Origin of the sequence: Arthrobacter sp. YN (genome assembly GCF_002224285.1) — a bacterium.
Taxonomy (GTDB): Bacteria; Actinomycetota; Actinomycetes; order Actinomycetales; family Micrococcaceae; genus Arthrobacter.
The window spans coordinates 2909357-2922170 of sequence record NZ_CP022436.1 but is presented as its reverse complement, the minus strand read 5'-3'; the positions used below and the strand labels follow the sequence as shown (position 1 = coordinate 2922170).

12 protein-coding genes are annotated in these 12814 nt (G+C 64.0%); all 12 read left to right on the top strand.

Annotation, left to right across the window (positions count from 1 at the left end):
- Positions 1-53: 53 nt before the first annotated feature.
- The 12 genes from pyrR (at position 54) to metK (ending at position 12794) form a co-directional block, all read left to right on the top strand.
- Positions 54-638: a bifunctional pyr operon transcriptional regulator/uracil phosphoribosyltransferase PyrR gene (gene pyrR, locus CGK93_RS13185; RefSeq protein WP_089595228.1), complete on the top strand. Its 585-nt coding sequence runs from the start codon at positions 54-56 to the stop codon at positions 636-638.
- Complete coding sequence (locus tag CGK93_RS13180) at positions 635-1642, top strand: aspartate carbamoyltransferase catalytic subunit (protein WP_089595227.1); 1008 nt, start codon at positions 635-637, stop codon at positions 1640-1642. The genes pyrR and CGK93_RS13180 overlap by 4 nt, the downstream gene beginning before the upstream one ends.
- Positions 1642-2973, top strand: coding sequence for a dihydroorotase (locus tag CGK93_RS13175; protein WP_089595226.1), 1332 nt, complete (start codon positions 1642-1644; stop codon positions 2971-2973). The genes CGK93_RS13180 and CGK93_RS13175 overlap by 1 nt, the downstream gene beginning before the upstream one ends.
- Complete coding sequence (locus tag CGK93_RS13170; RefSeq protein WP_089595225.1) at positions 2966-3487, top strand: PH-like domain-containing protein; 522 nt, start codon at positions 2966-2968, stop codon at positions 3485-3487. Before CGK93_RS13175 ends, CGK93_RS13170 begins: the two co-directional genes overlap by 8 nt.
- Positions 3468-4715, top strand: a complete 1248-nt coding sequence (carA, locus tag CGK93_RS13165; protein ID WP_089595224.1) for a glutamine-hydrolyzing carbamoyl-phosphate synthase small subunit — start codon at positions 3468-3470, stop codon at positions 4713-4715. The genes CGK93_RS13170 and carA overlap by 20 nt, the downstream gene beginning before the upstream one ends.
- The gene (carB, locus tag CGK93_RS13160; RefSeq protein ID WP_089595223.1) at positions 4715-8023 is read left to right on the top strand and encodes a carbamoyl-phosphate synthase large subunit; all 3309 of its coding nucleotides are present in this window, start codon (positions 4715-4717) and stop codon (positions 8021-8023) included. The genes carA and carB overlap by 1 nt, the downstream gene beginning before the upstream one ends.
- Positions 8016-8891 (top strand): orotidine-5'-phosphate decarboxylase, encoded by an 876-nt coding sequence (gene pyrF, locus CGK93_RS13155; RefSeq protein WP_089595222.1) that lies wholly within the window; start codon positions 8016-8018, stop codon positions 8889-8891. The genes carB and pyrF overlap by 8 nt, the downstream gene beginning before the upstream one ends.
- A 97-nt stretch (positions 8892-8988) precedes the next feature.
- Positions 8989-9315: an integration host factor, actinobacterial type gene (gene mihF, locus CGK93_RS13150; RefSeq protein ID WP_024816819.1), complete on the top strand. Its 327-nt coding sequence runs from the start codon at positions 8989-8991 to the stop codon at positions 9313-9315.
- Between the two features lie 21 nt (positions 9316-9336).
- Complete coding sequence (gmk, locus tag CGK93_RS13145; protein WP_026540798.1) at positions 9337-9909, top strand: guanylate kinase; 573 nt, start codon at positions 9337-9339, stop codon at positions 9907-9909.
- A gap of 39 nt (positions 9910-9948) precedes the next feature.
- On the top strand, positions 9949-10209 hold the full coding sequence (rpoZ, locus tag CGK93_RS13140; RefSeq protein WP_017197559.1) for a DNA-directed RNA polymerase subunit omega: 261 nt from the start codon (positions 9949-9951) through the stop codon (positions 10207-10209).
- Between the two features lie 28 nt (positions 10210-10237).
- Complete coding sequence (gene coaBC, locus CGK93_RS13135; protein ID WP_089595221.1) at positions 10238-11488, top strand: bifunctional phosphopantothenoylcysteine decarboxylase/phosphopantothenate--cysteine ligase CoaBC; 1251 nt, start codon at positions 10238-10240, stop codon at positions 11486-11488.
- 76 nt (positions 11489-11564) lie between these two features.
- Complete coding sequence (gene metK, locus CGK93_RS13130) at positions 11565-12794, top strand: methionine adenosyltransferase (protein WP_089595220.1); 1230 nt, start codon at positions 11565-11567, stop codon at positions 12792-12794.
- Positions 12795-12814: the final 20 nt, after the last annotated feature.

Here is a 12814-nt window from a genome sequence, read left to right as displayed (position 1 = left end):
AAATATTCCTTTTTTAATTCCGTCCCGTGAGGCGGGGAAAGGGGAGACGAGCGATGACTGAAGTCACTTCAGCGCACGTGCCGTCGCGGGTTGTTCTCAACCAGGCCGACATTGATCGTGCGCTCACTCGTATCGCCCACGAGATCCTCGAAGCCAATAAAGGCTCCCAGGACCTGGTCCTGCTGGGCATTCCCAGCCGCGGCTATCCCTTGGCCGTACGGCTCGCCCGTAAGATCGCAGCTGCCGACCTCTCGGTCAACGCCGAAACGATTGTCGGCCAATTGGATGTCACCATGTTCCGTGACGATCTCTCCCACCAGCCCACCCGGCCCCCGCGCCACACGCGCCTTCCGTTGTCAGGGATCGACAACAAAGTGGTTGTCCTGATCGACGACGTCCTGTACTCGGGCCGTACCATCCGTGCTGCACTGGACGCCCTGGTGGACCTTGGCCGTCCCCGGATTGTCCGTTTGGCCGTTCTGGTGGACCGGGGCCACCGGGAGCTTCCCATCCGTGCGGATCACGTGGGCAAGAACCTGCCTACCTCCTCTTCTGAAAAGGTCCGTGTCCACCTCGAGGAAATCGACTCCGTGGACGGTGTGCCCGTCAACGAGGTAGTTATCGAGGCCGGCAAGTGAAGCACCTCCTTTCCACCGAGAACCTGAGTGCCTTCGACGCCATCCGAATCCTTGACACGGCAGAAGAGATGTCCGCCGTTGGCGAGCGTGAAGTGAAGAAGTTGCCGGCGTTGCGCGGCCGGACGGTGGTGAACCTCTTCTTCGAAGACTCCACCCGCACCCGCATCTCCTTCGAGGCCGCCGCAAAGCGACTCTCTGCCGACGTCATCAACTTCGCCGCCAAGGGATCCTCGGTGTCCAAGGGGGAGTCCCTCAAGGACACGGCACAGACCCTGGCCGCCATGGGCGCGGACGCCGTGGTCATCCGTCACTGGGCGTCCGGCGCCCCGCACCGGCTTGCTGCGACAGACTGGATCGACGCTGCCGTTATCAATGCCGGCGACGGCACCCACGAGCATCCGACGCAGGCGCTTCTGGATGCGTTCACCATGCGCAGGCACTGGTCCAAGGTCAACGGCAGCGAATCCACGGGTGCCGACCTTAAAGGCATGCGGGTAGCGATCGCCGGCGATGTCCTGCACTCCCGCGTGGCCCGGTCCAACGTCTGGTTGTTGAAGACCCTCGGCGCCGAAGTCACGCTGGTGGCGCCGCCCACGCTGCTGCCCATCGGCGTCGAGCACTGGCCTTGCAACGTCAGTTACAACCTGGACCAGACGCTGGAAGCCGGCATTGACGCCATGATGATGCTGCGCGTCCAGGGTGAGCGCATGAACGCGTCGTTCTTCCCCTCAACCCGGGAGTACTCGCGCCGCTGGGGTTTTGACGATGCCAGGCTCCGTGCGCTGGATGACCTCGGCATGAAGGACACCATCATCATGCACCCCGGTCCCATGAACCGGGGCTTGGAAATATCCTCCGCCGCCGCGGATTCGCCGCGTTCCACCGTGCTTGCCCAGGTACGCAACGGTGTTTCGGTCCGCATGGCCGCCCTCTACCTGCTGCTCTCCGGAGACTCCCGCGAAGCCGCCCACACCTTAAGCCAGCCCAGCAAGGAGACCAACTGATGGCCGAGAACACCTACCTGATTCGTGGGGCCGCCATCCTTGGCGGCGAAGCTGAAGACTTGCTGATCCGCGGTGGCATGATCGAAGCACGCGGCAAGGACCTTGCCGCTGACGGCGCTACGGTGATTGACGCCGCGGGCCTCGTCGCCTTGCCCGGCATGGTTGATGTGCACACCCACTTGCGCGAACCCGGCCGCGAAGACGCCGAAACGGTGGAAACCGGTACCCGTGCCGCAGCCTTGGGCGGTTTCACCGCCGTCCACGCGATGGCCAACAGCAACCCGGTGGCTGACACTGCGGGCGTCGTGGAACAGGTGCACAGCCTGGGCCGGGCGTCGGGTTGGGTGGACGTGCGTCCCGTAGGAGCAGTCACCGTGGGTCTGGCAGGAGAACAGCTCGCCGAGCTTGGGGCCATGGCGGATTCCCGGGCTCAGGTCCGCATGTTCTCCGACGACGGTATCTGTGTCCATGATCCCGTCCTGATGCGCCGCGCCCTGGAGTACGTGAAAGCGTTCGACGGCGTGGTGGCCCAGCACGCGCAGGAACCGCGCCTTACCGCCGGGGCACAAATGAACGAAGGCACCGTCTCAGCCGTCCTCGGGCTGACCGGTTGGCCGGCAGTTGCCGAAGAAAGCATCATCGCCCGCGATGTCCTGCTGGCCCAGCATGTTGGGTCCCGCCTCCACGTCTGCCACGTCTCCACCGCTGGATCCGTGGAAATCGTGCGTTGGGCCAAGGCACGGGGAATCAACGTCACGGCCGAGGTCACGCCGCACCACCTGCTCCTCACCGATGAACTGGTCCGCAGCTATGACCCCGTCTACAAGGTCAACCCGCCGTTGCGTACCGATGCTGACGTGCAAGCTTTGCGTGAAGGCCTGGCAGACGGCACCATCGACGTCGTGGGCACCGACCACGCCCCGCATCCCAGCGAACACAAGGAATGTGAGTGGGCCCAGGCCGCAATGGGCATGACCGGACTGGAGACAGCCTTGTCGGTGGTCCAGGAGACCATGATCGAGACTGGCCTGATGTCCTGGGCCGACTTCGCCAGGGTAACCTCCTTCACTCCGGCGGTCATCGGCCGTGTTGCTGACCAGGGCCGTCCGCTGGAGGTTGGCGAGCCTGCCAACGTCATCCTGGTGGACCCGGCTGCGCGATGGACCGTTGACCCCCATAAAATGGCAACCATGGGCCGCAACTCACCGTTCAAGGGCAAGGAGCTGCCCGGATCCGTGGTGGCGACCTTCTTCAAAGGCCATCCCACGGTCCTCGACGGCCAGCTCAACACGCCGTACCGTACCCGGAAGTCAGCAGCAATTAATGGATAACCAGACACTGACCGTGCTCATCACGGTGCCGCTGATCGTCGTCGTCCTGGCGATGATCTGGCTGGGGTGGCGTAACAGGCTGAGGCGACAGGCCGACGTCGAACGCCTTCCCGCGGTGCCGGAGGAGCTGACGCCGGCCACCGTCGTCGCGGATGGCCAGTACGTTGCCACCACCACGGCGGGCGACTGGCTGGACCGGATCGCGGTTCAGGGCCTGGGAATCCGGACCAACGCGGAACTGAGCATCCACGCCGAAGGCGTGCTGTTCGACCGCTCCGGTGCCGCCCCGGTCTTCATCCCCCGCTCCGCACTGGCCGACAGCCGTGAGTCCAGCGGCATGGCAGGGAAGTTCGTCGAAAAGGACGGGCTCCTGGTCATCAGCTGGAAACTCGGTGGCCGGGAACTGGATACCGGATTCCGGTCCAGGCACGCAGCCGATAAGCAGCTCCTCCTCGAAGCCCTTCAGGAATTGATCTCCGCAGCCCCTCAGGCAGATGCCGATAGTGGAAAGTAATAAAGTGACGGATAGTAAAGCAGCCACCACACCCACCCCCTCAGCAGCAGTGCTGGTGCTCGAAGACGGCCGCATGTTCCGCGGCCGCAGCTATGGCGCGCAGGGAACTGCGCTCGGTGAAGCGGTGTTCGCCACCGGCATGACCGGTTACCAGGAGACCATCACCGACCCCTCCTACGCGCGCCAGCTGGTAGTCCAGACTGCGCCGCACATCGGTAACACCGGCGTCAACAGCGAAGACGCTGAGTCCCGCCGAATCTGGGTGGCAGGCTACGTCGTACGCGACGCCGCACGCCGTCCCTCCAACTGGCGTTCGGAACGAAGCCTCGATGACGAACTGGTGGAACAGGGCATCGTTGGGATCCAGGGCGTAGACACCCGTGCCATCACCCGCCACCTCCGCGAGCACAAAACCATGCGCGCAGGCATCTTCTCCGGCGAGGCTGCCCAGGCCACCGACAAGGAACTGTTGGACACCGTCCTGGCCAGTGCACCCATGGAAGGCGCCGCCTTGGCGGAGGAAGTCTCCATCGACGAGGCCTATGTCGTGGAACCCAAGGACCACGGCTGGGAAGGCGAGCCCCGGTTCTCCATCGCCGCTGTGGACCTCGGCATCAAGGCCATGACCCCGGTACGTTTCGCCGAGCGCGGTGTCCGCGTCCACGTGCTGCCGGCCACCTCCACGCTGGAGGACGTCAACGCAGTCAACCCTGACGGCTTCTTCATGTCCAACGGTCCGGGTGACCCCGCCACCGCTGAGCATCAGGTTTCCCTGCTGCGTTCGGTGCTGGATGAGAAGCTGCCGTACTTCGGTATCTGCTTCGGCAACCAGATCCTGGGCCGTGCCCTCGGCTTTGGCACCTACAAGCTCCGCTACGGCCACCGTGGCATCAACCAGCCCGTCATGGACCGCCGCACCGGCAAGGTGGAAATCACCTCGCAGAACCATGGCTTTGCCGTTGACGCCCCCATGAACGGCGCCACGGTTGCCCCCGAAGAGCGTTACGGACGGGTTGAAGTCAGCCACGTGTCCTTGAACGACGACGTCGTCGAAGGACTTGCGTGCCTCGACATCCCTGCGTTCTCGGTCCAGTACCACCCCGAGGCTGCAGCGGGCCCGCACGATGCCGCCTACCTCTTTGACCGTTTCATCGACCTCATGGCCGACACCAAGGCCAAGGCTGAAGCCGCCACGTCCACCGACTCCAAGACTGAGGACAAGAAGTAATGCCCAAGCGTACAGATCTCAAGAGTGTCCTCGTCATCGGTTCCGGCCCGATCGTCATCGGCCAGGCAGCCGAGTTCGACTACTCCGGTACCCAGGCCTTGCGGGTCCTCAAGGAGGAAGGCCTCCGGGTCATCCTGGTGAACTCCAACCCGGCCACCATCATGACGGACCCCGAGTTCGCTGATGCCACCTACGTGGAACCCATCACGCCTGAAGTGGTGGAGAAGATCATCGCCAAGGAGCGTCCGGACGCCATCCTGCCCACCCTGGGTGGCCAGACTGCCCTGAACACCGCCATTGCGTTGGACAAGAACGGTGTCCTGGAGAAGTACAACGTGGAACTCATCGGCGCGAACATTGCGGCCATTGAGCTGGGCGAAGACCGTGAGAAGTTCAAGGGTGTGGTGGAGCGTTGTGGCGCAGAGTCCGCCCGCAGCCACATCATCCACACCATGGAGGAGGCCTTCGCTGCTGCCGAGGACCTCGGCTACCCCATGGTGGTCCGTCCGTCCTTCACCATGGGTGGACTGGGTTCGGGTCTGGCCTACAACGAGGACGACCTCCGCCGCATCGTCGGCCAGGGCCTCCAGTACAGCCCCACCACCGAGGTATTGCTTGAAGAGAGCATCCTCGGTTGGAAGGAATACGAGCTGGAGATGATGCGCGACAAGAACGACAACGTCGTTGTTGTGTGCTCCATCGAGAACTTCGATCCCGTAGGCGTCCACACCGGTGACTCCATCACTGTTGCGCCGGCACTGACCCTCACGGACCGCGAGTACCAGAAGCTGCGCGATGTTTCCATCGCCGTCATCCGCGAGGTTGGCGTGGACACCGGTGGCTGCAACATCCAGTTCGCCATCGACCCCGCTACGGGCCGTGTCGTGGTCATCGAGATGAACCCGCGCGTTTCCCGTTCGTCCGCGCTGGCATCCAAGGCCACCGGCTTCGCCATCGCCAAGATCGCCACCAAGCTCTCCCTCGGCTACACGCTGGACGAGATCCCCAACGACATCACCCAGAAGACCCCGGCATCCTTCGAGCCGACCCTGGACTACGTAGTGGTCAAGGTCCCGCGTTTCGCTTTCGAGAAATTCCCGGCAGCCGACAACACGCTGACCACCACCATGAAGTCCGTCGGCGAAGCCATGGCCATGGGCCGCAACTTCACCGAGGCACTGCAGAAGGCCCTCCGCTCCCTGGAGCAGAAGGGCTCGCAGCTGGACTTCAGCTCCGTGCCGGAGTACGAGGTGGCTGAGCTGATCGAGAAGGCCAAGCGTCCCACCACGGACCGCCTGCACCAGGTGCAGCGCGCCCTCCTGGGCGGCGCAAGCGTCGAGGACGTCTTTGAGGCAACCAAGATCGACCCCTGGTTCCTTGACCAGCTGCAGCTGCTCAATGAGACGGCCCAGGAGATCCGCAAGGCCGGCGTGCTCACTGAGGAAATGCTGCGCAATGCCAAGCGCCACGGTTTCTCCGATGAGCAAATCGGTGCCCTGACGCACAACAACGAGGCCGTGGTCCGCGGAGTCCGTCATGCTCTGGGTATCCGTCCGGTCTACAAGACGGTGGACACCTGCGCCGCGGAGTTCGCCGCCTACACCCCCTACCACTACTCCTCCTACGACGAAGAGGACGAGGTAGGCCTGCACGCCAAGCCGTCCGTCATCATCCTCGGCTCGGGTCCCAACCGCATCGGGCAGGGCATCGAGTTTGACTACTCCTGCGTGCACGCTTCCATGGCGCTGCGCAAGGCCGGCTACGAGACCGTGATGGTCAACTGCAACCCCGAGACTGTGTCCACGGACTACGACGTCTCCACGCGCCTCTACTTTGAACCGCTGACCCTTGAGGACGTCCTTGAGGTCATCGCGGCCGAGGAACGCACCGGCGGCGTTATGGGCGTCTTCGTGCAGCTCGGCGGACAGACCCCGCTCAAGCTGGCACAGCAGCTCGCCGACGCCGGTGTGCCCATCCTGGGTACCTCGCCGGAAGCGATCGACCTCGCCGAACACCGTGGTGCTTTCGCCCGCGTGCTGGACGAAGCCGGACTGACCTCCCCGAAGAACGGCACCGCAGTGTCCTTCGAGGACGCCAAGAAGATCGCCGACGAAATCGGCTACCCGGTCCTGGTCCGTCCGTCGTACGTCCTGGGCGGCCGCGGCATGGAGATCGTCTATGACGAAGCCAACCTCTCCCGCTACATCGCCAACGCTACGGAGATCACCCCGGACCACCCGGTGCTGATCGACCGCTTCCTGGAGGACGCCGTCGAAATCGACGTCGACGCACTCTTTGACGGCACCGACATGTACCTGGGCGGCATCATGGAGCACATCGAAGAAGCCGGCATCCATTCCGGTGACTCCGCGTGTGTCCTGCCCCCGATCACCCTGGGCAACAACGTGATCGAGCGTGTTCGCACCGCTACCCGTGCCATCGCGGAGGGTGTGGGCGTTCGTGGCCTCATCAACATCCAGTTCGCGCTGGCCTCGGACGTCCTGTACGTCCTTGAAGCCAACCCGCGCGCCTCCCGCACGGTTCCGTTTGTCTCCAAGGCAACGGGCGTGCAGATGGCCAAGGCCGCAGCCCTCATCGGTACCGGTGTCACCATCAACCAGCTCCGCGGCGCCTACAAGATGCTGCCGGAAACCGGCGATGGTTCAACGCTGCCACTGGACGCGCCGGTTGCCGTCAAGGAAGCCGTGCTTCCGTTCAGCCGGTTCCGCACCCCTGAAGGCAAGGTAGTTGACTCCCTGCTGGGCCCGGAAATGCGCTCCACGGGTGAAGTCATGGGTATCGACAAGCACTTCGACACCGCTTTCGCCAAGAGCCAGGCTGCCGCCAACAACGCGCTGCCCACCGAAGGCAAGATCTTCGTGTCGGTGGCCAACCGTGACAAGCGTTCAGTGATCATGGGCGTCAAGCGCCTCTCGGACCTCGGTTTCGAGATCGTTTCCACCGGTGGAACCGCCGACGTCCTGCGCCGCAACGGCATCCAGGCGACGCCGGTGCGCAAGGTGGCCGAGGGCAGCAGCGCCGAAGGTGAAGGCACCATCGCGGACCTCGTGATCGCCGGTGAAATCGACATGGTCTTCAACACGCCGTCCGGTGGCGAAGCACGAAGCGACGGCTACGAACTCCGTGCTGCCGCCACGTCCATCGGCATTCCCTGCATCACCACCGTCGCGGAATTCAACGCAGCGGTGCAGGCCATCGAGGCACTGCGCACGTACGAGTGGTCCGTGACCAGCCTGCAGGAGCACGCGGCCAACCTGGCAGCAGCAGTGGAAGCAGCCAATGCCTGAGTCTGCTGCACAACAGCAAGAGCAGCAGCCGGCCCGGGAGTCCTTTGGCTCCCGGCTGGCTGCGGCCATGGCCGCGCGCGGTCCGCTCTGCGTCGGGATCGATCCTCACCCGCAGCTCTTGGCTGAATGGGGATTGAACGACGACGCCGCCGGATTGGAACGCTTCTCCCTGACAGTGGTGGAGGCGGTTGCTTCCCTCGCTGCCGCGGTCAAGCCGCAGGTGGCGCTCTACGAGCGCCACGGCTCCGCCGGCATGGCCGTCCTGGAGCGCACGCTTGCCGCTTCCTCGGAAGCAGGCGTGCTCAGCATTGCTGACGCCAAGCGTGGGGACATCGGGTCCACCATGGCGGCGTATGCCGACGCATGGTTGCGTGATGGTTCCTCCCTGGCCGCTGACTCAGTGACCCTCAGCCCGTACCTGGGCTTTGAATCACTGCGTCCGGCGCTGGACCTGGCTGCACAGTACGGCAGGGGAGTGTTCGTGCTTGCACTGACATCGAACCCTGAAGGAAAGTCTGTCCAGCACATTGGCGGAAGCGATTCGGTGGCGCGTAGGATCGTGGCCGCCGCTGCAGCCGAGAACCAGCGGTACGGGGGCACTCTTGGTTCCGTGGGTTTGGTTGTGGGCGCCACGATTGGATCGGCGCTTGAGGACCTGGATATCGACCTGGGCCCGGTCCGCGGCGCGATCCTCGCACCGGGGCTCGGCGCCCAGGGTGCTACCCCTGCTGACCTTCGCGCAACGTTCGGTGCTGCCTTTCCCTCGGTCCTTGCTACCTCCAGCCGGGGTATCCTGGCCGCAGGTCCCTCGGTGGCAGGCCTTCGTGCCGCAACCGAAGAGACGCTGGGCGGGCTTCGGTCGGAGTAAGTTGCCTGGCCTCATTGCGCAACAGCGCCCCTGCCGGTAGGTTCAGGATCAGTCCGCGTGATCTGGATCACAATCGCGATCTGACAGGGGTTTGGCAGTGGGCCTTAAAGAGCTGACACCACAGGAGCGTTCCGATGCGCTGGAGAAGGCCGCCAAGGCGAGGGCAGTCCGTGCCGCCGCCAAGGAACGGCTCAAGCGCGGCGAGGTCAGTATTGCTGAGCTGATCTCGTCCGGGACCACGGACGAGGCGATTGCGCGCATGCGTGTGGTGGAACTCCTGGAGGCCCTGCCGGGCATTGGCCCGGTCAGGGCGGCCGGGATCATGGCGGAGATCGGCATAGCCGGATCCCGGCGCATCAGGGGCCTGGGAATTCACCAGGCCCGGGCGCTGGTAGATTTTATGGACACCCAGCAAAGCGTTTGACGCATCTCCCCGAAGGAATCCGTGAGCAAGAAACCCGGACTGACTGTCCTTGCAGGCCCCACTGCCGTTGGCAAGGGAACCGTATCCACCTACATCAGGGACAACTATCCAGAGGTCTGGCTCTCAGTCTCGGCAACCACCCGGGCCGCGCGTCCGGGTGAGCAGGATGGGGTTCACTACTTCTTCAAGTCGGCCGAGGAGTTTGACTCCCTGGTGGCGGATGGTGAATTGCTGGAGTGGGCTGTGGTGCACGGACAGAACCGCTACGGGACGCTCCGCAGCACTGTCAACGCTGCCATCGCCGAAGGGAAGTCGGTCCTCCTGGAGATTGACCTCCAGGGCGCGCGCCAGGTCAAGGAGGCTGTCCCGGACGCGAATTTTGTGTTCCTGGCCCCGCCCACGTGGGACGAAATGGTCCGCCGCCTGGTGGGTCGCGGCACGGAAACTCCCGAGGAACAGCAGCGCAGGCTGGAAACCGCTAAACTGGAACTTGCTGCTGAACCGGAGTTTGACCACACCGTCATCAATGACGACGTTCGCCGGGCAGCGGACGAGCTTGTTTCACTCATGGGGCTTACCCCGCACCAGCGCTAAGCGCTTGCATTTGTTGGCCCGCTAAAATTTGGAGAATTCGTGTCCACGAACCTTGAAGGCATCATCAACCCGCCGATCGATTCGCTGCTTGAGGCTGCTGATTCCAAGTACGGCCTGGTCATCTTCGGCGCCAAGCGTGCCCGCCAGATCAACGCCTACTACGCCCAGCTCCACGAGGGCCTGTTTGAGTACGTCGGCCCGCTGGTTGACACCAAGCTGAACGAGAAGTCGCTGTCCATCGCCCTGCGCGAGATCAACGAAGGCCTTTTGGTTTCCACGCCGATCGAGCCTGCAGAATAAGTACAGACTGCCTGTTGACGGAGGTCACGTGCGCATAGTCCTCGGAGTCGGGGGAGGGATTGCAGCCTACAAGGTTGCATCGCTCCTCCGGCTTTTTACTGAAGCCGGCCACAAGGTCACGGTCATCCCCACGGAAGCGGCCACACGGTTTGTTGGAGTCGCGACGTGGGAGGCCCTCTCGGGCAACCCTGTGAGCAACAGCGTCTTTGACGACGTCGAGAAGGTCAACCATGTGCGCTTGGGCCATGAAGCCGACCTGATTGTGGTTGCACCCGCCACGGCGGACCTCCTGGCCAAGGCTGCAACAGGACAAGCGGGCGACCTCCTCACCAATACGCTGCTCATGGCCCACGGTCCAGTGCTCTTTGCTCCGGCCATGCACACTGAGATGTGGCAGCATGCCGCAACCCAGGCGAACGTGGAGACGTTGCGCAGCCGCGGTGTGACAGTACTCGAGCCAGCCTCCGGTCGCCTCACCGGGTCCGACTCGGGCCCTGGCCGCCTGCCGGAGCCGGAAGCAATCTTCACGGCTGCGATGGCTTTGACTGAGGTGGCGGATGGCGCCAAGGGTTCACCCGCCGCGGAGCAGCCGTTGGCAGGCCGAATCGTAACGATCTCAGCAGGTGGCACCAGGGAGGCGCTGGACCCGGTCCGCTTCCTGGGCAACCGTTCGTCCGGCAAGCAGGGTGCCGCCCTGGCCGCCGCAGCCTTGGCTGGCGGGGCAACTGTTCGCTTCCTTGCCGCACATATGGACGTCGAACCGCCCGCCGGCGTCGAGCTTGTCCGTGTTGAGTCGGCGTTGGAACTGCGCGAGGCCGCGCTGAAGGCGGCAGTGGATTCCGACGTCGTCATCATGGCCGCCGCCGTGGCGGATTTCCGTCCGGCCGAGGTCTCGGACACCAAGATCAAAAAGGTCGACGGCGAGGATGCGCCCGTGGTGCGGTTGATCCGGAATCCTGACATCCTGCATGAGCTCGTGGAACGCCGCAACGCCGAGGGTGGCCGGCAACTGATTGTCGGTTTCGCGGCCGAAACAGGCGACGCCCAGGGAGACGTCCTGGAACACGCAACGGCCAAGCTCAAGCGCAAGGGCTGCGACCTCCTGGTAGTTAACCAGGTGGGCATTGGGCGCGTGTTCGGCCAGGATGACAATTCCGTGGTGATCCTCTCCGGTCACGGAGCCGACCCGCAGTCGGCCGCCGGGTCCAAGGCCGATGTCGCCGCTGCAGTGGTTGATCGGGTGGGCGCCGAGCTCACACGGGTCTTCCCGGCGTTGTAACTGAGCCCACACCCGAATTCTTAGCAAAGGGACACACGGCAGATGCCGCCGTCCCGCAACCCAGTAAGGTGGTCGAGTGACTTTACCGCTGCACCATGAACACCATGGCACCCCGTCCAAGCTCCGGCTCTTCACTTCCGAGTCGGTCACCGAAGGGCACCCGGACAAAATCTGCGACCAGATCAGCGATGCCATCCTTGACGCGCTGCTGGCCGCTGATCCTGAGTCCCGCGTGGCCGTTGAAACCATGGCCACCACCGGCCTGGTGCACGTGGCTGGTGAGGTCACTACCGACGCTTACGTAGAGATCCCGCAGATAGTCCGTGAGACTATCCTCGGCATCGGATATGACTCTTCAGCCAACGGCTTCGACGGTGCCCGTTGTGGTGTTTCGGTGTCCATCGGCCAGCAGTCCAACGACATCGCAGGCGGGGTGTTCAACTCCCTCGAGGCCCGCGAAGGCCGCCAGGAGGATGACTACGATCTCCAGGGTGCAGGCGACCAAGGCATCATGTTCGGCTACGCCAGTGATGAAACAGCCTCCTACATGCCCACGCCCATCTGGCTTGCCCACCGCTTGTCCGAACGGCTCACCGAAGTGCGCAAGAACGGCGAATTGGCTTACCTCCGGCCGGACGGCAAGACGCAGGTTACCGTAGGGTACGACGGCGACCGCCCGGTATCCGTTGAAACCGTGGTGATCTCCAGCCAGCACGCCGAGGAAGCTGGCCTTGAGCAGCTTCGGGCCGATCTCGCCAGTTACGTCATCGACCCCGTCCTCGCTGCGTCAAGCCTGGACCTCTCGCGCACGGCGAATATCCTGAACCCGGCCGGTGCCTTCGTCATCGGCGGTCCGGTAGGCGATGCAGGCCTCACGGGGCGCAAGATCATCGTCGACACTTATGGCGGGTTCTCCCGGCATGGCGGCGGCGCCTTCTCAGGCAAGGATCCGTCCAAGGTTGACCGTTCGGCTGCCTACGCCATGCGGTGGGTTGCCAAGAACGTGGTGGCCGCCGGACTGGCCAAGCGTGCCGAAATCCAGATTGCCTACGCGATCGGCCAGGCCCGCCCGGTCGGGACGTACGTTGAGACGTTCGGCACGGAGACCGTGGACCCGGCCCGCATCAGCGAGGCCATCGACGAACTCTTCGACCTGCGTCCGCGCGCCATCATCGATGCCCTGGATCTCAAGCGGCCCATCTACGCCAAGACGGCAGCCCACGGACACTTTGGCCGCGACGAGCCCGATTTCACCTGGGAGCGTCTGGACCGGGTGGCGGACCTGAAGGAATACTTCAACGCCTGATCCCTTTGACGGTTCGCTGG